Annotated in this window: 16 protein-coding genes; all 16 read right to left on the reverse strand. The window is 40.0% G+C overall.

Annotated features, from left to right (window positions below; translation table 11 throughout):
• Positions 1-223: 223 nt before the first annotated feature.
• Entirely contained in the window at positions 224-1,390 is a 1,167-nt protein-coding gene (locus tag ACTQXY_RS13290) for a YibE/F family protein (RefSeq protein ID WP_441659864.1), read from the reverse strand.
• 22 nt (positions 1,391-1,412) lie between these two features.
• Positions 1,413-7,181, reverse strand: coding sequence for a CehA/McbA family metallohydrolase (locus ACTQXY_RS13295; protein ID WP_441659865.1), 5,769 nt, complete (start codon positions 7,179-7,181; stop codon positions 1,413-1,415).
• 97 nt (positions 7,182-7,278) lie between these two features.
• Complete coding sequence (locus ACTQXY_RS13300) at positions 7,279-9,375, reverse strand: 5'-nucleotidase C-terminal domain-containing protein (RefSeq protein ID WP_441659866.1); 2,097 nt, start codon at positions 9,373-9,375, stop codon at positions 7,279-7,281.
• Positions 9,376-9,405: 30 nt separating this feature from the next.
• Positions 9,406-10,227: a purine-nucleoside phosphorylase gene (locus tag ACTQXY_RS13305; protein WP_441659867.1), complete on the reverse strand. Its 822-nt coding sequence runs from the start codon at positions 10,225-10,227 to the stop codon at positions 9,406-9,408.
• A gap of 19 nt (positions 10,228-10,246) precedes the next feature.
• A complete protein-coding gene (locus ACTQXY_RS13310; protein WP_441659868.1) occupies positions 10,247-10,975 on the reverse strand; it encodes a cyclic nucleotide-binding domain-containing protein in 729 nt (242 codons plus the stop codon).
• Between the two features lie 21 nt (positions 10,976-10,996).
• Positions 10,997-11,632, reverse strand: coding sequence for a DUF6198 family protein (locus ACTQXY_RS13315; protein WP_441659869.1), 636 nt, complete (start codon positions 11,630-11,632; stop codon positions 10,997-10,999).
• Between the two features lie 13 nt (positions 11,633-11,645).
• Complete coding sequence (locus ACTQXY_RS13320; RefSeq protein ID WP_441659870.1) at positions 11,646-12,836, reverse strand: phosphopentomutase; 1,191 nt, start codon at positions 12,834-12,836, stop codon at positions 11,646-11,648.
• A 23-nt stretch (positions 12,837-12,859) separates the two neighbouring features.
• A complete protein-coding gene (gene add / locus ACTQXY_RS13325) occupies positions 12,860-13,837 on the reverse strand; it encodes an adenosine deaminase (RefSeq protein ID WP_441659871.1) in 978 nt (325 codons plus the stop codon).
• Between the two features lie 11 nt (positions 13,838-13,848).
• Positions 13,849-14,268: a cytidine deaminase gene (locus tag ACTQXY_RS13330; protein WP_441659872.1), complete on the reverse strand. Its 420-nt coding sequence runs from the start codon at positions 14,266-14,268 to the stop codon at positions 13,849-13,851.
• Between the two features lie 19 nt (positions 14,269-14,287).
• The gene (deoC, locus tag ACTQXY_RS13335; RefSeq protein ID WP_004613299.1) at positions 14,288-14,953 is read right to left on the reverse strand and encodes a deoxyribose-phosphate aldolase; all 666 of its coding nucleotides are present in this window, start codon (positions 14,951-14,953) and stop codon (positions 14,288-14,290) included.
• Between the two features lie 10 nt (positions 14,954-14,963).
• Entirely contained in the window at positions 14,964-15,749 is a 786-nt protein-coding gene (udp, locus tag ACTQXY_RS13340) for a uridine phosphorylase (protein WP_441659873.1), read from the reverse strand.
• Between the two features lie 41 nt (positions 15,750-15,790).
• Positions 15,791-16,732 carry an ABC transporter permease subunit gene (locus ACTQXY_RS13345; RefSeq protein WP_441659874.1) on the reverse strand — a complete coding sequence of 314 codons (942 nt, stop codon included), beginning with the start codon at positions 16,730-16,732 and terminating at the stop codon, positions 15,791-15,793.
• Positions 16,732-17,871 (reverse strand): ABC transporter permease subunit, encoded by a 1,140-nt coding sequence (locus ACTQXY_RS13350; RefSeq protein WP_441659875.1) that lies wholly within the window; start codon positions 17,869-17,871, stop codon positions 16,732-16,734. Before ACTQXY_RS13350 ends, ACTQXY_RS13345 begins: the two co-directional genes overlap by 1 nt.
• Complete coding sequence (locus ACTQXY_RS13355) at positions 17,864-19,405, reverse strand: ATP-binding cassette domain-containing protein (protein WP_441659876.1); 1,542 nt, start codon at positions 19,403-19,405, stop codon at positions 17,864-17,866. The genes ACTQXY_RS13350 and ACTQXY_RS13355 overlap by 8 nt, the downstream gene beginning before the upstream one ends.
• A gap of 81 nt (positions 19,406-19,486) precedes the next feature.
• Positions 19,487-20,668, reverse strand: a complete 1,182-nt coding sequence (locus ACTQXY_RS13360; RefSeq protein ID WP_441659877.1) for a BMP family ABC transporter substrate-binding protein — start codon at positions 20,666-20,668, stop codon at positions 19,487-19,489.
• Between the two features lie 275 nt (positions 20,669-20,943).
• Entirely contained in the window at positions 20,944-21,879 is a 936-nt protein-coding gene (locus ACTQXY_RS13365; RefSeq protein ID WP_441659878.1) for a hypothetical protein, read from the reverse strand.
• Positions 21,880-22,025 lie beyond the last annotated feature (146 nt).

The raw sequence follows: 22,025 nt of genomic DNA on the forward strand, positions 1-22,025 counted from the left end.
TAATGCACTCCATCCACTGGCTACTGCGGCATAAATCGCTATTTTGTTAGCTGAAATATTGAATTTTCAAGGAACAAGTCCCATTTGGGGTATGGGAAGTCTTAGTTAATGTCTTATTTGTTGATGTTAATATATCACATTGCATTCTGTTTTTCAATAGTTTTTTATCGTTTCTCAATATGTTTTTATTGTTTTATAAAAAGTCACAAAAAAATTCACAGCACTATTTTGTGCTGTGACTCTTTGCAAATACTGTAGCGGCTATAAACGCCACAAACGGTACAGTACATATAATGCCGATACTTCCCGCAATACTTCTGATTACTTCGATTGCGATAAAGTCTGTATTCATCAACTGCTGGAATCCGATTCCGTAGGAATAGATCATAACCATCATGTTTAATGAATTTCCTGCAAATGCAAGAATCAATGTGTTAGACATTGTTCCCATTGCATCTTTTCCAATATTCATTCCTGACCGGAACAACTCCCACCTTGTCAGTTGTGGATTTACTATGTGAAGTTCCGCAATGGAAGATGCAATACTCATTGCCACATCCATTACCGCCCCCATACATGCAATTAAGATTCCACATAGGAAGAGATCTTTTATCTTTAAATCAGTTGTTCCCATGATGAGAAGTAAATTTTCCGCTTCTTCCATCTGGTATGTTGTCACTGACATGAATCTCTGTGCAATAACAGAAAATCCTGCTCCTGCAAGCACTCCGCACATGCTTCCGATTGCTGCGACCACAGTCTTAATCTGAATCCCATCTATCAAAAAGAACGTTACCAGATTACAAATCAGAATGAGAACAATTGTTACAAGGAGTGCCGAATATCCTTTCATTGTAAGCGGCAGTAAAATCCATATAATACACACCATCGTGAATATAATACCAACCGCTGATTTTGCTCCCTTTTTTCCGCCAATGACAATTAACAGTAAGATAAAAATTGCAATCGCTACTATAATCTGTGGTACTCGATAATAATTATAGACCGATACCTGATATCCTCCATCATCATTTGTATCAATTCGGATAGATACTTTATCCCCCTGACTGACTCTGACATTATACAGAGAACTGAAATAGTTTGTTACTTCTGCAGTTTCACCTTTGTATGCTCCTGTCAGTATTTTTACCTGAAGTTTCATATCCCCACGCCACAGACCATCTGTACTCTCATCTACAGTCACGTTATCTTCCAGAATTCCAACTACTTTTCCAATTTCATAAGAAGTCCCTGATGTATCTCCTTCTTTGTAAACTGGTCTGTCATGGTTTGCATAGTAGATCACCAATATAAAAGCAAGGGCAGCCAGCACCCCAATGAGCAACTGGCCACCTTTCCTTTTCATAGGTGAATTCCATAATTTTTTCATTTTTGTTCACCTGTTTTGCTGTTTAGTTTACTTTTCTCTTTTTTGTAAATGACACTGCGATCACTGAGGCTGCAATCAGAACCAGATACATTGTAACAGGTTGTTGATCGCCGGTCTGAGCCCCTTTATTTGCTGTATTTTGAGGTTTCTTGCCGTTTCCATTTTGACTACCGCTTCCGGCATTTCCACCGTTTCCGGTATTACCATCATTGTTGTTATTACCGCCATTGCCATTATTACTCTTTTCTACAAGTGCCTTTTTCGCATCCTGAAGCGCTTTTACTGCTGCATCTACTTCTGCCTGTGTTGCATTTTCATCTGCATATACACGTTGTGCCTCTTTCAATGCCGTAGCATAGTTGTTCCAGCTTTCTTTTGTATAACTACTCTGTGATTTTGCAGGAAGTTTTTCTATTTCTTCCAAAAGCGCAGTCTTATCAACTGTCACGCCAGTCTGTTCTTGTTTAATCTCATCACAGTTACGGACTCTTAAGCATGTGACCGGAATGTCTGACTCTCCTTCCGGATGTGCATATACAAGTCCTACTGCCGAAACGGTTGCTCCTTTTTTCACGAAAGATGCCAGTTCATTCTTTCCAGTTGTTCCGGAAGTAATATAACCGTCAATAAAGACATTTCCTTTTTCTCCGCTTCCGTCCTCAATCCAGAACTGTGATACTCCGGTTCCATCTGCACTGTAAACTACATCTGTTACCTTTCCACTGATCTGAACAAGCTTTCCTCCGTTCTCTTCATAATTCATGGCATCTTTTGCAGATAGTTTTTCCGGATCATACACATGGGTATCATCTGGAATGATCTCGCTTTTAATAATCTGAATCTCTTTATCTCCCTGATATGCGTCTACATATCCGGTAATTCTGATCTTTGTTCCGATTTCCAGACCTGCCTCCGCATATGGGAATACAGTAATTCCTGCAGTGTCATCCTGCACATAAATGGCGTCAAAGAATTTGTTATTCTCATTGCTCGTACCTGCTGTAACATAGCCTTCAATTGCAAATACATCTCCGGCTTTTCCCTCTTTACGCACTGTCTCAATCGGTGTTGTCTCAAGCTCTACTGTCACTTCATCCAAAATATTCTCTACAATTGTCTTGTTGAGGTATGGCAGATCCCAAATATTATCCTGCTCCGCCTTCACTTCAAAGTCAGAGATAAATACAGTTCCTGACACAAATACATTTGCACCGCTTTCAAGCGTCTCATGTGCAAGTGCCACCATATTGCCTTTTTCTACGACTGTAGGACTGCCTGATACTGGATTTCCATTCTCGTCTTTACAATCAATAGAGTAAGTTGTGTCATATCCTCTGATAAGTGCCTCTGCTTTTCCAGCTGCAACTGCATCTTTGTCAAGGTTTACGGTACATCCGCTATATGCGCTGTATTCCTGATCTTCTACTGCACCTTCTAAATATTTTGAATCTTTGTTGTAATTTTTCAGATATAAGCGGTATGGCTGTCCACCGTTATTTGTCTCATCATATGCTTCATCACTATTTAAGGTTGTAGTGGCTCCGACTGCTTTTAAGAGCTTGTTCATCTCTGTTGCCGTCTGACCGCTTGTTGTATCCTGATAATCTGCAATTCCGCATGCAATCAATGTTCCGCCTTTATCTGTGTAGTCTTTTACCATGTTAATAAATTCATCACTAAAATGCGAAGGTTTGTAATCTCCGGCATTTGCTGTTCCTGTTTTCTTTGCCGGTGCTGAGATAACAAGTAATGCACAGTCTTCTAACATTTCTGGTGTGATCTCATCTTTCACAACCTCAACTTTTACATTCTTGTCTCCCGCAATCTTTGTAAAGTTTCCAACATTTCCACCATAGTATCCTGTCACATAGTCATTGTAATGTGTACCGTCAATGATTACTTTTGTTACCATCTCCGGCGTTACATATGTAAGCTTCAAAACGCTGCTATAAACTTTCTCTACTCCGTTGAGTGTTGCATTCACTGTGACATTTAGTTCCATGTTTCCTACTTTGTCATAAGTATAATCAAATGTGTAAGATGCTGTTCCCATCGAATCTACTTTTGTCAGGTTATTCTTCTCCAGATCAACTTCATGTACATTTTCTCCATCTACGGAAAATGTAATTGAGTTGATTGTCATATCTGTATTTTCATTGTTGTATAAATCCAATGTGACAGGCAATGCCTCTCCTTTTACCGGAAGTACTTCGGTTGTAGAGATTCCGTTGATTCCTGCTGCTTCCACTTCTCCTACCCATACCGGAGCCGTCACTGCAATATCACCGTCAGCCTCTGTGATTTTCAAATAGTAATATGAATAGTTATTATCTATCTGGAATTCTACTGTATCTGTATTGGCTGCAACAGTCTCTTCTTTCAGTACAAGTCCGCCATTTGTAATGACTTGAACTTTTCCGATAGAATCATCAGTCTTATCACTTAATTCTGCTTTTAAAGTAACAGTGTCTCCTACCTGTCCTTCTGACAAAATAGAGCCCATCTCATAACCATCTAATGTGTAATAAATGTTTAAGTCATTATCTTCAGTTGCATATACACGATAGTTGCGCATTGCATCATAGATATTTTCCTGTGTGAGGCTGTCCGCTAATACAACACTTCGTGCTGTGTTGGCATCTCCCCAAAGTCCTTTGTGGTTGTCCTGATTGTTTGTCGGAGCTACATGCCATCCTTTATCAAGTGCTCTCTGATAGTACTCGTAAGATGGGAAATATCCGGAACTTCCGATTGCTCCTTCTCCATTTCCAACTTCAATTGTTGTGATCAGCTTGTCAATTTCTTCATCGTAGTGAGCAAAATCACTGAAATCACCAAATGTCGTTCCCGGGTGATTGAATTGTGAAATTGACTGCGGCGCTGTCTTTAATGCTGCATAGTAGTTCTGCAAGGCTGTGCTGTATGTTGAAAATTCTGTCTGTGTCCTGCTCTGGAACCCTTCCGTATTGAAAGTGTTCATATGTCCAAGACCGTTTGACCATGTCATCTCATATCCAAACAAACCTACAAAGTCGTCAGTTGTATACTGTTTTGCAAGCTCATGTCCTTCTGTCCATTCCTCACTCATAGAACCGTCTGAAATAGATGCACTGTCTGCGTTGTCAAATGAGTTCGAGTGATCTGTCAGTGCAAGGAAATCAAGATTTTCCACTCCCGAAGCATGTTCATATGCCTGCTGTGCAGTTCCCGCACCATCGGAATAGCTTGTGTGGGAATGAAGCTGTCCAAAATAAACATTGTATTTTTCACTTGTTCTCTCTGTGTAAGAAAGTGTAACAATGTTACTGTCTTCATATCCTTCCTTGACTGCTTTTACTTTAAACGTCATTGGAAGTTCTGACAACACAATTTTTTCTGTGTACTCTGTCCAATTCTTTCCATCGTCAGTAGAATATAAAATAGTTGCACCTTCTGTTGCACATTTCAAAGTGACTTCTGTGTTTTTCATAACTGCGCCGCCATTTGGTGTTGCCTCTACGTTTTTCACTTTGCCACTTGTATATTTGTAAATTGTCTTAATACTGTCTGACACGCCATCTTTTGATGCATATGCCCGCATATTTGCAGGGAGCTTTTCTAAGACAGGTTTGTTTGCATCATCGTATACTTTGTACTCTCCACCATCTATTGAATAATAAATAGCCACACCTTCTGTAGCACTTGTCAGTGTGATCTCGGTTCCCGTTGCTGCTTCTCCGGATGCCGGATCTGCTTTTACATAGCCACAGATATCATCCGCAATGACCGGACTTCCGGTAAGCACTACCGAATCTATACGAAGTGTTCCTCTTTTATCTGGTGTTCCTTCTTTTCCATCTGCACGCTCTGTTCCTGCTACAAGACGAACATATAATTTATCCGCATGTTCTGCTCCTTCTGGAACATCAAATTTAAAGTTAATGTATTCCCCCGGAGCATAGCTTGTCTTTGCAATCCCGTCTTTGACATCTCCCGATTTACTCACTTCATATGGTTTTCCATCTGATCCATAGCTTGTATATTTGTAAGAGTAAGAACCGGTTGTAAAATTCTCAAATTTTGTTCCATCTACAGAATACTGAAGCTGATAAGAGCCTGCCCCTGTCTTGCTTGAGCGAAGACGGAATGAAAGTTCCATCGCTCCGTATCCTTTTGAAGATAATGCAAATTGCAGGTAATCATTGTCCCCTGAGCCTAATCCGGTACCGCCCATATAGTAAGAAGTAGAATCCGTGTTAGAGCTCGTTGCTTTTGTGTATGGGAGTACTTCTTTGCCGGATACAACTGCTGTATAATTTGCATCGGTATCCAACATGTCATTTGTCTTATACAAATCCCCTACAATACTTGTCTTCACACCAGCTTCTTCGTAGTTGGCATTTCCTGCCCACTGTGCCACATTCAGAACAGTATCTGTCTCTACCTGAACACCTTCTTTTGCCGGATAGAAATACATCAAGTACGCGTCTGTTGAGGCGCCTTCTTTCTTTCCGAATGTTGTAAACGTATTATAGTATTCTATGTATTGATTTTTATTTCCACCATACTCTGCATTGACACTTCTTAAAAAGAATCCGCCATTTTCGTCTGCTTTTTCTACTTCCCACAGACTATAATCACTTTCTTTTTCTTCTAACGTAAGGCTTCCACCGCTTTTTCCAGTTGTAAGGTATTTGCCTTGTGCAGTAAGTGTGTAATATCCTGTCTTTTCATCTAACGATGCTTTCAAAACTGCTGAGCCTTCTGGCGCATCTAAAACATCTTCTTCCGATGGTTGTCCATCCAATGCTGCCAGCCTTGTTCCACTTGCGGAAGCTGACATTACTTTTTTGTTTGCAGGATTGTAGATTACAAACACATCGCCGTCTTTTAACTCTGTGAGTCTTTTTCCTTCTGATGGATCCGGTTCTGGCTCCGGAGCTGGCTCTTCTTCCACTGTATACGCAAATACTTTCTGTTCACTGTTATTGAATCCTTCTTTTTGTGAATATGCAGTGATTGTTGTATTTTCTGTAATCGTAATTGCTGCATCATATTTTGTAAATTCCTGTGCGTCATTTACTTTGTAGTAAATTTCTGCCCCCTCAGTCTGGCAGGATAATGTGATCTCTGTTCCGGCTGCCACCTTGCCAGGTTCTACGGATGCCACAACCTCGGCACAAGTCTCGGTCGTTTCTCCGCCATCTTCTGTCGTTGTTCCTTTAATCACAATATGATTAATATTGCTCGCTCCGGTCGGTGCAACTGTACCACCGTTCACACTTGTTGTCCCAACTTTTTTTACACGAAGTGCAAAATTCTGTCCGGAAAGCTCTGCCGGAAGTTTCACATCTTTGTATAATTGTGTCAAATTGGTACTTGTAATCTCCACTGCTCCGCCGTCAACGACTTTCCAACTCTGTCCTTTATCCAAAGAATATTCCAATTGGAAATTTTTTGCTCCTGTATTTGAGGAACGAAGCGAAGCCGAAAATGTTAAATTTTCATACTTTTCTGCATTGATTTCGGAAATGGTCCAATAGCCTTCTTCTTCCCAGTTATTCGCCGCCAGACTTTTTGACGAATATCCGGTATAAGTTGCTCCTGTGACATTAAGCTGTCCACTTCCTGATGTCGCACCTGCCGGAAGGCTGGAAGGCGCGGATTCCTTATCCTTGTATTCCCATGCTGCGATTGTCTGAACTGTCTCTGCCGCTTTTGAAGGAAGACTGATGTTGCTGCATACCATCATAACTGCAAGAAGCACTGCAAACATTCGTGACACGATACTGATTTTTCTACCTTGTTTCATAAAAATCCTCCTCGTCTCAATTAAATTGTTACATTATACTATTTTGCTACAGTTGTTACTTCTTTTCTACCATACTTTTGTAAAGTTCCAGTTAAATCTATCCTCTATTCTGTTTTTTTCTAGCAGAAAGCTCTACAGCTGCCACACCTGCGCCGCCAGCAATAACTAACACTACCCATGGCATTGTACTTGCTGTATCGCCTGTTTTTGGACTCCTTTTTGGCGGTGTAATTGGTTTCGGAGCCGGTGTTGTGTCCGGTTTTTCTTCTGGTTTGGAATCTGTTGTCTTCAGAAGTTCTTCTGCGATTGCTTTCACGTTCTGAAGTTCTGTCTTTTCTTCTGTTGCCAAATCACCTGAAGATAAAATATAGTTTACCTGATCTAAAATATTTTGAATCTCTGTTCGATCTGCCTCTGTCAAAGAAGCCTTGTCATAACTTCCAAGTGCATCTTTCCACTGCTGAATCTTGTTCTGTAATGTCAATGTATGAACAGTTGTATCTAACTCAATGTTCAATCCTTCTGTATCACGGTGTTCTCTCAATGCCGCAATCGTACTTAAATTATCTACCGGAGCTTCATCCATCGCTACAAGCGGTGTCATTCCTTTAAATACAGATCCGTCCAGCGTTGCACAGTATTCATTTACACATACGTTGTATGTCTTTGTTGTGTCGTTGACGTCAATCATCTGACCGTCATCTGTCATGATGGATAATACTTTGATTCCACCGTCTACAACTTTGTATGTTGCTGTGATACCTGCAAACTGATCTCCTAAGTTCGAAGCCTGATATGCCGCATCAGTATCAATTCCAATCTCCGGATTCAATCCAATCAACGCACGCTCCAGCTGCTGTGCCATCTGTTGTCCGGTAATCGCAAATGTCAAAATGCGGTTTCCAAATGGTGAGATTGTGTAAATATCTGCCACCGTAATATCACGGCTTGACGCGCCTTCTGCCATCTCAAGGTTTGCCCGGATTCCACCTCTGTTTGCAAATGCTGCCACTGTGTTCTGATCTTTTGTCGCTGCAAGCATCATATCTGCAAGCCAGTTACCTGCGATAGAAGATGTCCCGTTCGTCTTATCAATAAAGTCTCTTGTAATACTTTGGTCAACTGTTCCAAGTACTTCGTACATCTCACCCTTTACTGCATCCCATGCCGCCTGACTGATCTTTGTAACTTCCGGATCTAATTGTGTATTATTTCCATTGTTATAATATAAGTAAGAATGATCTCCGCCTTTTGGAGAAATGTCCTTGAATTCCGGTGTCGTCACTTCTACGTCTTTTGTCTCAGGATTCACTTTAATCTCTGCTGTGGAATATCCGTATGCATAGCAATTTCCCTGCATATAATCGATACCGTTCTCAGCAGTTCCATTTACATTTTTGTGTGTATGTCCCCCTGCCACAAGATCAACGACTTCCGGATCCATCTCTTCTGCAATCGATTTTGGATCAGAATGTGCAAGAACAACCACAATATCAGCTTTCTTATCTACTTGTTCCGCAAGTTCCTTTAATTTTTCCCGATTGTCGTCAATTGTATATGGTGCAATCTGAGAAGCCTTGATATCTGCTGAGTAATCATCTGCCCAGCCGACGATTCCGACCTTGTAATTTCCTTTGTCTACAATCGTATAATCCTGTGTGAATTCCACACGTTCACCACTATCTTTATAGTACAGGTTACTCATAAGAACCGGAATATCCGAATCCCCCTTGTAAGAACCAATCTCATATGGAGCCATGGTTCCTTTTGCATCTGTCGCATATGTTTTTACATCCCAGTCAAACTCATGGTTTCCAAGTCCTACCGCATCATAGTCCATCTGATCATATGCTGCACGCATTGCTGCACCATAAGTCAGATTAGAATGTGGTGTACCCTGATAGATATCACCGGTATCCAAAAGCAGTACGTCCTCATACGCATCGTTATTGCGTGCATCGTTTACAATTTTTGAAAAATATGCAAGACGATATTCAAACGTATCCTCTTTGTAACTGGAAACATCTGTAATGTATCCATGTACATCTGTCGTCTCAAATACTTTTATTGTGTCCCATCCAGTGTAATCTGGCTCCTGTGTTCCTGCATCTTCTGCAAATACTGCCGGTACATAAGATGCTGTCATTGTCAGAACCATTGCCATAGCACCTAATCTTTTTGATAACTTATTCATTTTCTTTTCCCCTTCCTTTACGGAAACTCTTTAGATGTTGGTTACAATTCCTGTAATCAGTTCTTTAAACTGTTTCGCTACACGGTCTGCCGTCTCCTGTACTTCTTTGTGATCTAATTTTTCTGTCGACATTCCTGCTGCGAGATTTGTAATACATGAAATTCCACATACCTCCATTCCCATATGATGTGCCGCCATCGCTTCACATGCCGTACTCATACCAACAGCATCTCCGCCGAGTGTTCTTGCAAGACGAACCTCTGCCGGTGTCTCATATGCTGGTCCTGTAAACTGCATATATACACCTTCCTGCATTTTGATTTCCATTTTTTCTGCTGTATCTTTGATGATTTTACGCATACGCTGGCTGTATACCTCGCTCATATCTGGAAATCTTACGCCGAGTTCATCTATATTTTCACCGATCAGAGGGCTTGGTATTGCAATTGTAATATGGTCATTGATGATCATAAAATCTCCCGGTTTAAAATCAAAGTTTGCACCACCTGCTGCATTGGTCAGGATTAATTTTTTTGCCCCGAGCATTCCCATCAGTCTTGTTGGAAGCACTACATCTGACATCGGATATCCCTCATAAAAATGTACTCTTCCCTGCATGATCACAACCGGTACTTCATTCACATAACCAAATACAAATCTTCCTTTATGACCTGCTACTGTTGAAGTTGGAAATCCTTCGATTTCCGTATAGTTGATCGTCTGCTCAATCTGAATCTCATCTGCGTAGTCTCCAAGACCTGACCCCAAGATCAATGCAACCTCCGGCTGAAAATCAATTCTTTTTCGAATACTCTTCACGCATGTCATCAATTTTTCATATACTTTATTCATCTTTTTACCTCTTTTCCCTTTATTCCAAAGTTACGATTTTGGAAATGATTTCTTTTAAACGTTCATATTGTGATTGATCGACTAAAATTTTATTTCCTTCTTTCGTTATCAATCCTTGTTCGGATAGCTTTTTTACTGATCGATTGATCGTTTTTAAGCAAAGCCCTGTTGAGTTAGATAATCCCTGCTGACCACCTCGGACCTGCAGAAGACCATTTTTTGCGTAACGCTCAAATCGTTCGACGAGAAGCATCGAAAGTCTGTCCGCCCCTTGAAGAAATAATAAAGTCCGCCCTTTTCTTCCCTCCTCAAGAAGATAGTTTGCAACTTGCTTTGCCTCCTGTTTTAATGCATGAATATCCGCACTCATCCATTTTTCAAAATTTGCTCTCGACATTTTTACAACGGTACATCTTGTCACTGTTCTAAGCGTTGTCCTATAAGTCTTCATATCCATGATGTACTCCATCCCACCCATTGCATACACATTATCAAACCGCATAAACTCATACGCTACACCATGTACTCTATAGTCAATGGCTTCGATAATTCCTTTTCCGATGAAATAAATATTTTCTACAGGTGCATTTTCTCGTACGAATATCACACCCTTATCCATCTCTTCTATATGAAATGAATCCATCACCCAAAGTGGTGCTGTCTTGAAATACTCTTTAAACTGTTCCTGACGTTTTTTATCAATGTCTTTTAAAAATGGCAGTGCATCATATAAAGTCTTATATCCCACACACTATTCACCTCTCTTTTATCATTCTTTGCTGAATAGTCCTGTCTTTTCCATTTGTTTTTGAACAATCTCAGCTAAAAACTGAATGACCGGTCCTGCCGCCAATGCTGTTATAATCGTAATGATTCCAAGCTTTCCTCCAATTACAAATCCAAGCACAATACAGCAGATATCAAAACATACCTTTACTACACGGAACTGTTTGTTCACCTTGTCTCTGATTGTCATTACAAATCCGGTAAACGGATCTAATCCGACATCCGCCGTAATGTACATTGCAACACCCATATAAAGTAGGAAACAACCGATTGCTGCACCCGCAATCTGTACCGGAAGTGTCTGAACCCGAAACAACATGTGATATAGTTTTCCGCCCAGATCTACGACAAAACCATATGGAATAATATAAATAAATGTTCCAATATTTACATAATGTCTTTCCCAAAAGAAAATTATTACTACAAGAACAATATTTACAATGTTAGATGCCATTCCAAGCTGTTCTGAAGAAAGATTTAAAGCGCTTCTGATTCCGTCATAGACAATTCCAACCGGATCATTCCCAAGTGCGGCGGCGGCATTGAATGCTACACCTGTCCCGACTAGAATAATTCCCAAAATTGCCAGAATAATTCTTATCCCTTTTTCTCTTTTCACGTTTTTTCTCTCTTTACACTAGTTTATTTAAAATAGATTTTCCGATTGTTCCATCCGGCATCGCAACGCCAAAGTTTTCTGCTACAGATGCCCCGATCACCGCAAAGGTATCTTCATTTTCAATTGGACCTCCATGTCCCATCTTCTTTGCATAGGCAACAAACGGCACATATTCTCTTGTATGATCTGTTCCGGTATACGTCGGATCATTTCCGTGATCTGCCGTCAGAATCAGTAGATCATCTTCCCTTAACTGTTCCAAAAGAACCCCCAGATTTTTATCGAATTTTTCAATCTCTTTTCCGTATCCTTCCACATCTCTTCGATGTCCCCAAAGAGCATCGAAATCAACAAGATTAACAAAGCAAAGTCCGTGGAAATCCTTTTTACTGATCTCGATGGTCTGCTCCATTCCATGAACCGAACTGTCTGAATGATGTGTCTCTGTAATTCCTTCGCCGCAGAAAATATCATTGATCTTTCCTACGCCGATTACATCAAGACCTTTGTCTTTTAATGCATTTAACGCTGTTCTTCCCGTTGGTTTTAAAGCGTAATCATGGCGATTGCTTGTACGCTTAAATTCTCCTTTTTTCTTTCCAACATATGGTCTTGCAATGACACGTCCCACTCTCCACTCATCTTTCAGCGTGATCTCTCTTGCAATTTCACAGCAGCGGTACAGATTTTGCAGATCAAATGTCTCCTCATTTCCACAAATCTGAAGAACCGAATCGGCAGATGTATACACGATCATTGCCCCTGTATTAATCTCTTCTTCACCAAGCTCCTCAATAATCTCTGTTCCGCTTGCACTTTTATTTCCGATGACTTTTTTGCCACACTGTTTTTCTAATTCTGCAATCAGCTCCGGTGGAAATCCGGTATCTGTAAATGTCTTAAACGGTCTTTCTGTCTTGATTCCCATCATCTCCCAATGTCCGGTCATCGTATCTTTTCCATTGCTCGCCTCACCAAGTCTCATATAACGTCCTTTTGGTTGTTCGACTTTTTCCATCTTCCCTGCCGAATGCAAATTTAACATTCCTAATTTTTGCAGATTTGGAATCTCCAATGTGCCCATTTTTTCCAAAATATGTCCAAATGTATCTACACCTTCATCTCCGAATTTTTTTGAATCCGGCATTGCTCCGATTCCAAGTGAATCAAGAACAATCACAAATATTCTTTTATATTCGTTCATTTATTGTCACCTCATTTTATTTGTTAGATTGCGTCTAGTTTTTTATAAAGTCTGTGTTTTAGTTCTTCGGATGCAAACGCTGTCTCCGCTGCATTTCGCATCATCAAAAGGATCTCCTCATCACTTACTCCATACATACTTTGAATAAATTCAAGCTCTTTTGTCATGGATGTATTGCTCACCGTCCGATTATCTGTATTAACACTGACAAGCAAACCGGCCTTTAAAAATTCTTTGATTGGATATTCTTCCGGTCCCTTGACTGCTTTTGTCTGAAGGTTACTGATCGGGCATATCTCAATTCCAATATGGCGTTCTTTTACCAATTTTTGAATCTCTTCATGCCCTCTCATCGCAATACCATGTCCGATTCTTTTTGCCCCGGCTTCTATCGCATCTACAATATTCTGGGCATTTCCACATTCTCCGGCATGAATAGTAAAAGGCATACCAAGCTTCTTTGTCTGTTCAAAGAGTTCCATAAACTCTGTCATTGGATATTGTGCTTCTGCTCCTGCTAAATCGGCTGCACACACACCCCTTCCAAGAAACTGGCATGCCGTTTTTATCATCTGATAATTCTGCTTCGCACTATGATGTCTCATAGCACATGTTATTACATTATATTCTACTCCAAAGTCTTTTTTCCCTTTTTCAAGCCCATGTAAAAGTGATTCTATCACCTGCCCTGTGTTCATCTGTTCCGACACATGAAAAAGTGGTGCAAAGCGAATCTCAGCATAACACACATTTTCCCGGCTCATTGTTCGAAGTACATCATATCCCGCTCCAAAAAGTCCCTCTTCATCTGTAAGACACTGCCCCGGAAGATCAAATTTTTTCAAATATTCCACAAGGCTTGTACACTCATCGGAAACACTGAGTTCTTCGAAAGACACAGCTCTTTGAAGCCGTGTCTCTACGAACTCTTTACTTAAGGAACCATCCAGATGACAATGCAGTTCGATTTTTGGTAACTGTTTCAATTCGTTTACTGTCATATTTTTCTCCTCTACCTCAGATTTTTAGGTCCGAATCCAAGCGGAAGTATCTCTTTTAACGTAAATACTTCATATTGCTCTTTCCCTGTTGCAAGGATAATCTGAAATGTCTCCGGATCACAAAACTCCATCATTACCTGACGACACACACCACATGGAGATGCATAATCGGTAAGAACCCCGTCTTTTCCTCCTACCACACAAATAGCTTCAAATTCTCTTACTCCTTCACTGACCGCCTTAAAGAATGCTGTTCTTTCTGCACAGTTTGTCGGTGTGTAAGAGGCATTTTCAATATTACAGCCTGTGTAATATTGCCCATCTTTTGTGCGAAGCGCCGCTCCAACCTTAAAGCCGGAATACGGTACATATGAAAAATCCAATTGTTTTATGGCAAGTTCAATCATTTCTTCTGCAATTTTTTTATCCATTCACAGTTCCTCCGTTTTTTTAATACCCGGACGCCTCTTCATTTTTCACAAGTTTGATCATTCTGCTTGTTCCAAGGCGATCTGCTCCCAATGCAAGGAATTTTTCCGCATCATCCAGAGAAGAAATTCCTCCTGCTGCTTTCATCTTCACATCTGGTCCGATATGCTTTGCAAACAATTCGATATCTGCAAAAGTTGCTCCTGCAGTTGAAAACCCGGTAGAAGTCTTAATATAATCTGCACCTGCATTTGTCACAAGTTCACACATCTTAATCTTTTCTTCTTCTGTCAAAAGACATGTCTCAATAATCACTTTCAAGATTTTTTCACCACATGCTGCTTTTAACGTACGGATTTCTTCTTCTACAAGATCATATTTTTTATCTTTTAACCAACCGATATTAATAACCATATCAATCTCAGATGCTCCGTTTGCAATCGCATCTTTTGTCTCAAATTCTTTTGTCTTTGTTGTCATATATCCATTTGGAAAACCTATTACTGTACAAACCGGAATCTTTCCCTGCATATATTCATTTGCCTGCTTCACATAGCTTGGAGGTATACATACAGAGGCTGTCTCATATTTTACTGCATCATCACAAATCTGCTTGATCTCTTCCCATGTAGCAGTCTGTGTCAAAAGTGTATGATCTACATGTTTTAACATTTCATTTACATTCATTTTTTATCTCCTATTTTTCTTTTTTCTGGTCTTCCTGAATCAGAGAGCGGATTGCCTCAACTGCAACCTGAATTGCCATATCTGTATCGTGTACGACCGGATTTTCCAATCCCAGTTTTTCTCTTTCCTGATTTGCAACTACAAGAAAGCAGGAGCCGGCTCTCACACGAAGATAACTTGCCACAATAAACAATGCGGCCGATTCCATCTCAGATGCCAGACAACCTAGTCTCTTCCATGCTTTCCACTTATTCATCAATTCATAGCTGACCGGTTTTGTCTCCGGCTCATGCTGTCCGTAAAAAGCATCTTTACACTGAACAACACCTGTATGGAAAGGATACCCTTTCTTTTCAGCTGCCTGCACAAGTGCATTTGTCACAGACAGATCTGCAACTGACGGAAATTCCATCGGCGCATATTCTCTTGATGTTCCTTCCATGCGAATTGCACCTGTTGCAACTACGACATCTCCGCTTTTTACTTCTGTCTGCATACCTCCGCAAGTTCCAATACGGATAAATGTATCCGCTCCACAGCGATATAATTCTTCCATCGCAATAGCTGCAGATGGACCGCCAATTCCGGTAGATGTCACACTCACTTTCACTCCATCCAATGTTCCTGTGTAAGTGATATATTCCCTGTTATCTGCAATTAAAATCGGATTGTCAAAATACTGTGCAATCTTTACACACCGTTTTGGATCTCCCGGCATGATCACATAGCGTCCGACTTCACCTTCTGCTACCTGAATATGGTATTGTCTGCTTGCATCTTCTGAATAATTCTTCATCGTCATCTTCCTCCCTTTTTCACTTTTCCGTCTCTATTTTTCTAACGTTGACCTTTATCGTAAGGAATTCCTTCTGCTTTTGGCGCTCTTGATTTCTTCGATACAAATATAAGAACAATCAGAGAAATAATGTATGGAAGCATGTTGTATACCGTGCTTGGAAGTTTTAACGCAACAAGTGCATCAAATCCTGTGTAAACATTAGAAAGTGCACGGAACAGCCCGAACAATAATGCTGCAAGTCCGATATTGACCGGTTTCCACTGACCAAAAATCATAACGGCAAGAGCAAGGAAACCAAATCCCGCAACACCATTTTCAAATTTCCATTCACTTACACCGGCTGTGATATACACAAGTCCTCCAAGTCCTCCGAGTGCTCCCGAAATCAAAACCCCCGCATAACGCATCTTATATACATTGATACCAACTGAGTCAGCTGCCTGTGGGTGTTCACCACACGCGCAAAGTCTAAGTCCGAATTTTGTCTTGTAAAGGACAATATATGCCGCAATCAAAACAAGTAGTGCAATAAGCATGAACCAGTTAAACTCAAAACTTCCAATATTCATAATAAATGCTTTTTTAGAATGTCCATATGCCACTGTTGAAGATACATTGTCTACACTTTCTGCTGTATTGATTGCTCTTACTAATACAACTGCTGCTGCAGGTCCTAATAAGTTCAACGCTGTACCTACCAGTGTCTGGTCTGCGTTAAATTTGATTGCTGCCACTCCAAGTAACATTGAAAAAATCATACCGATCAGAATACTCGCCAGCACAACAAGCAAAATTACAAGCGGTGCAGCCATTCCTGCCGGAATATATTTCATCATAAGCGCTCCTCCTAAAGCACCCATAACCATGATTCCTTCTAATCCGATATTGATAACGCCACTATGTTCTGAGAAACATCCTCCAAGTGCTACGAGCACCAGAACAGAAGCAAATATTAACGTATACTGAACTAATAACATCATTATGATTCGCCCCCTTTCTGCTCTTTTACAAGACGTTTTTCTTCTCTCTTATTGAGAAATCTATTTAGCCACATTTTAAAGAAAAGTACGAATCCACACAGATAAATGATAAATGCTGAAATCAAATCAGAAATCTGTGTACAATACATAGTTTTGTCTACATAAGTACCACCACTTGTAATGTGCTGGATAAAGTATGATGAGAAAATTGCTCCAATCGGGCTTGACCCGCCAAGGAATGCGGCTGCAATTCCATTGAATCCCATTGCCGGAACTGTTGTCTGCTGAACCATCCACTGCTCAATTCCAGTCAGATAAAAGATTCCCGCACCAAGTCCTGCAAGTCCGCCTGCAATTACCATTGTGAGAATAATATTTCTTTTTTCACGCATACCACAGTATTTTGCCGCATTTTTATTTAATCCAGTTGCTTTTAATTCATATCCGAATTTTGTTTTGTCCAAAATTACCCATACAACAATTGCCATTACAACGGAAAGTACAAGACCGATTGTAACGAACTCATTGTTGGAAAAAAGTTTGTCTAATCCTGCATTCGGAAGCAGTGCATTTTTATTTGTGCTGGATAATGTCTTTGTATATGGTGTCGATGCATCTTTTACTTTTGTCAGCAACATGTTGACACTGTAAAGTCCAATCCAGTTCAGCATGATACATGAAATAACTTCATTTACGTTAAAATATGCTTTCAATAATCCTGAGATTCCTCCCACAATTGCTGCTGATACAACTGCCGCAATCAAACATACATACCAAGGCATTTTCAGTTGAAGTCCAAAGTAAAGACATGCCCCTGCGCCGATTACATACTGTCCTGCTGCTCCGATATTGAACAATCCTACTTTATATGCAAATAATACCGAAAGAGAACACATCAAAAGTGCAGATGCTTTTACAAGTGTCGTTCCGAAATATTTCTTCACCGCAACTTCACTCGGGTAATAGAAGAAGTTCTTTAAAATTGCCGTGATTGCTTCTCCCGCACCACTTGGATTAATGATTAAAAGCACGATATAACCAATCAAAAGTCCAATAATAATACAGAGCAGAGACGCAATGATTGTCTGAAACCCATTGTTTCTTAATATACTTTCTTTCTTTTTTATCTGATTATTCATTTGTTCCTGCCCCCTTTCTCTTAGAACCTGCCATGTAAAGTCCAAGTTCTTCTACCGTCACTTCCTTTGGATCAAATTCTCCTACAATCTCACCTTCATACATTACGAGAATTCTATCAGAGACATTCATAACCTCATCAAGCTCCAAACTGACAAGAAGAACACCTTTTCCGGCATCTCTTTGTGCCACCAGTTGTTTGTGAATGTATTCAATCGCTCCTACATCCAGACCTCGTGTCGGCTGCACCGCAATCAAAAGTTCAGGATTCTTATCTATCTCACGCGCGATAATCGCTTTCTGCTGATTACCTCCTGACATAGAACGAGCTTTTGTGATTGCTCCCTGTCCGGATCTTACGTCATACTGTTCAATCAGCCGATTTGCATACTTACGAATCTCTTTTCGTTTTAAAAATCCAAATTTGTTTGTAAACTGTGGTTCAAAATATCTTTGAAGCACAATGTTATCTTCCAATGAGTAATCAAGTACAAGACCGTGTTTATGTCTGTCTTCAGGAATATGACTCATGCCGGATGTCAGTCTCTTTCGGATTGACATCTCTGTGATGTCTTCCCCATTCATTTTGATCTTACCGCTCTTTAACGGCTCTAATCCGGACAATCCATACACAAATTCTGTCTGTCCATTTCCATCAATTCCTGCAATACACACAATCTCTCCTCTGTGCACCTGAAGAGATACATTGTTTACCGCATTGTTTTTATGGTGTTTTGAAGCAACCGTCATGCCCTCTATGTCAAGGACAACTTCACCTGGTTTTGCCGGCTTTTTCTCCACTACAAAATTAACATCACGCCCCACCATCATTGCAGAAAGCTTTTCCGGTGTTGTATCTTTGATATCTACCGTTCCAATATATTTTCCTTTTCTAAGTACACTGCATCGGTCTGCCACCTGCATAATCTCACCAAGCTTATGTGTGATAAAAAGAATACTCTTTCCTTCTGCTGCAAGGTTCTTCATGATTTCCATAAGTTCCTGAATCTCCTGTGGAGTCAGTACTGCTGTCGGTTCATCAAAAATTAAAATCTCGTTGTCTCGGTACAGCATCTTTAAAATCTCCGTTCTCTGCTGCATACCTACTGTGATATCTTCGATCAAAGCGTCTGGGTCTACTGAAAGACCATATTTTTCAGAAAGTTCCATGACTTTCTTTCTCGCCGCATCCTTTTTGAGTAAACCTCCCTTTGTCGTCTCCACTCCAAGAATAATGTTATCTAAGACACTAAAACATTCCACCAATTTGAAATGCTGGTGAACCATTCCGATTCCAAGTGCATTCGCATCATTTGGGTCATTGATAGACACTTTTTTTCCGTCTTTTCGTATCTCACCCTCCTCCGGCTGATACAAACCAAAAAGTACACTCATCAGTGTTGATTTTCCCGCACCATTTTCTCCTAAAAGTGCGTGGATCTCGCCTTTTTTAAGCTGTAAAGTGATATTGTCATTTGCAATGATTCCCGGAAAACGTTTTGTAATATTCAGCATCTCAATTGCATAATTTTCCATCCTTTACATACCTCCTATCCCTTTTCTTAATGAAAAAGGAAGCAGGCGTCACACCTGCTCCCCCTTATTTCAACTCAGTATTTATTTAATGCTACCGTAGTCGTTTACTGTAATGTCTGTCTTTGGCATCGCTGTAATGTCGTTAGAAACTTTGATATCTCCATCGTACATTGATTTTACAAGTGAATGATAATCATCTTCTGTAAATCCATCATTCCACTGTGTAGATTCCACTGGAAGCTGTACAAAGTTTTCATCTGCATTTTCAGACACTAAACCAAGTTTGTCAATTTTTCCTCCGTAGTTACTCCATTTGTCTGCTTTGATATCTGTAAGAACTGTTGTAACTGTTGTTCCAAGTCCTTTCATAGCAGATGTGATTGTTAATCCTTCACCAGCTTTGTCAATAATTGCGGCCTGATCTGTATCTACACCGATTACTTTTCCGCCAACTTTTGTTGCTGCTTCTGCTGCTGATGTATAGATACCGCCTCCACATGCAAATACAGCTTCTACACCTTTTGTTCCGTACCATGTATCCATGTAAGCTGTGATATCAGCATCTCCATAGAACTGACCTCCGCATACATATTCTACCTGTACCTGATCTGTAATGCCAAGCTCTTTTGCTGCTTCGTTAGCACCTTGTACGTATCCGTATCCGAAACGTGTTACAGCCGGTACTTTCATTCCACCAAGAAATCCAAGATGTTTGTATCCTAATTTCACAGCTGCATATCCTGCCATATATCCTGAAAGCTCTTCCTGATAAGTAGCACAGTAAACATTATCTGCATTATAATGTTCTTTTACATCATAGTTTTCTTCGTTTCCATCATATTCATCACCAAGTGCTGATCCAAGGATGTCTCCTGCTCCAACATCAAGTGCAACGAATTTTACATCCGGATACATCTCTGATTTTTCAATTACTGCACTCGCAAATAAATATCCTGGTAACAAAATTACATTTGCTCCATCTGCAACAGCTTGATCGACACTTGCTTTTCTCGCCTCATCATTGTCGCTTTCCGGTTTGTAATAAGTAAATTCTACATCGTTGTCCTCTGACCAGGCTTTTCCTGACTCATAAGTTGTCTGGTTAAAACTCTGGTCTGTGATATCTCCTGAGTCTGTAACCATTGCTACCTTCATGTCTTTCCCTGATTCCTTTTTCCCTTTATCATTGTCTCCACCACCACATGCGGTCAATGATAATGCCATCACGCCTGCAAGTAACATTGCAATAACTCTCTTTTTCATAAATACGTGTCCTCCTTTTTTTTTGTTAGAATCGGTTGTTAATTGAACAATAACATATATTGCATTACCATTATAGGACTTATGTCTTTTTTTGTCAAAACAAAATATACTTTGTAAAATTTCTATAGTTATTTTTTGCATTTTTTGTGCACTTTTCCAATTCAATTGCTTTTATAAATGCTATTTACTCCTAATCTAAAGTTTAATGTTCTCTTAATTTATGAATTTTATACTTTATGTGTCAGAGTTGTTATTTAAACTAAAAATGTAGTAACTTATTTTGTTACCACGTTTTTAGAAATTTGAAAAGTTATAACGTTTTGAAACACAGTGCCTTTTGGAGCACCCGGATTCTCTCCTTTTAGATAAAAACTAAATACTTTCTTACTCCCTTTTATTCTTCTTGTCCCATCATATTGAAATGCTCCCTTTAGTTGATTAGCTACCTGATGAGTATCCGCATTATACAGATCTACCTCAATCGCTGTTCCATAGGTCGACGAAGTCATCTCCCCACTCCAGGACGCTTCTACTTGGAAATTGTAATTCACTTTATACAAATCATCTGCACCTTCCTCATACGTTTTTTGGCTTGGTGTAGTTCCATTCCAAGATATTATATTTGACCAATTAGAATCATATTTTACGTATTTATCTCCCTTTTGAAAGGCTACATGTTTCCCATAACCATTTATTGGGTTTCCATAATAACATCCGTTATACGAAGGATCCATTACGGCATCTTTTAATTTCTGCTTGCTAGATGCCTTACCTATTTTGGGCCATATTTTATCAATCATGTCCTGCTCCGACATCTTCTTTTGACTAATCATGGTATCCCACGGATCATAAAATATCTTATCCGTACCCGGATCCTGATTTTTCATACCAGTATCATTCCAGTTAGGTTTATTATAACCAGAAACTTGACTTCCACCACCCTTACAAACATTTTGATAATTCATTTCCAGTCTTGGTTGGATTCTATCTGCCACAGCCGCCTCATTCAAATCCACTTCAAAATAGTCCGCTTCCTCTGTCGATGTTTCTTCATCACTTACTTCTTCTGAAACTGTTTCTTCCGACACCGTATCCTCTGAAACCGTTTCTTCTGAAGCTGCATCTTCTGTCACTGTTTGAGCATCGACTTGTCCTGCAAACGATTCTTCCACAGCTTCTGTTTCCTGACTGTCATTCGCATACAAACTCACATTACTATCTGCACAAAGGATACCGAATATCAACACTAGAGCGTGTTTGAAAATTAAAAAGTGCACAAAATATTTGTTTATAGCCCTTCTTTCATGGTAAAATAAAGAAAAAGGGGCTGATATTATGTCAAGACGTTACGAACTAA

Source organism: Faecalimonas sp. LCP19S3_D12 (assembly GCF_052121495.1).
Lineage (GTDB): Bacteria > Bacillota > Clostridia > Lachnospirales > Lachnospiraceae > Faecalimonas.

Bases quoted from the DNA above. Each gene is read 5' to 3' on its own strand.
- ACTQXY_RS13305 (WP_441659867.1), bottom strand. From the start codon at position 10,227: ATGAATAAAGTATATGAAAAATTGATGACATGCGTGAAGAGTATTCGA.
- ACTQXY_RS13345 (WP_441659874.1), bottom strand. From the start codon at position 16,732: ATGATGTTATTAGTTCAGTATACGTTAATATTTGCTTCTGTTCTGGTG.
- ACTQXY_RS13330 (WP_441659872.1), bottom strand. From the start codon at position 14,268: ATGGATAAAAAAATTGCAGAAGAAATGATTGAACTTGCCATAAAACAA.
- ACTQXY_RS13300 (WP_441659866.1), bottom strand. From the start codon at position 9,375: ATGAATAAGTTATCAAAAAGATTAGGTGCTATGGCAATGGTTCTGACA.
- udp (WP_441659873.1), bottom strand. From the start codon at position 15,749: ATGAAGAATTATTCAGAAGATGCAAGCAGACAATACCATATTCAGGTA.
- add (WP_441659871.1), bottom strand. From the start codon at position 13,837: ATGACAGTAAACGAATTGAAACAGTTACCAAAAATCGAACTGCATTGT.
- ACTQXY_RS13290 (WP_441659864.1), bottom strand. From the start codon at position 1,390: ATGAAAAAATTATGGAATTCACCTATGAAAAGGAAAGGTGGCCAGTTG.
- ACTQXY_RS13355 (WP_441659876.1), bottom strand. From the start codon at position 19,405: ATGGAAAATTATGCAATTGAGATGCTGAATATTACAAAACGTTTTCCG.
- ACTQXY_RS13360 (WP_441659877.1), bottom strand. From the start codon at position 20,668: ATGAAAAAGAGAGTTATTGCAATGTTACTTGCAGGCGTGATGGCATTA.
- deoC (WP_004613299.1), bottom strand. From the start codon at position 14,953: ATGAATGTAAATGAAATGTTAAAACATGTAGATCATACACTTTTGACA.
- ACTQXY_RS13295 (WP_441659865.1), bottom strand. From the start codon at position 7,181: ATGAAACAAGGTAGAAAAATCAGTATCGTGTCACGAATGTTTGCAGTG.
- ACTQXY_RS13320 (WP_441659870.1), bottom strand. From the start codon at position 12,836: ATGAACGAATATAAAAGAATATTTGTGATTGTTCTTGATTCACTTGGA.
- ACTQXY_RS13350 (WP_441659875.1), bottom strand. From the start codon at position 17,871: ATGAATAATCAGATAAAAAAGAAAGAAAGTATATTAAGAAACAATGGG.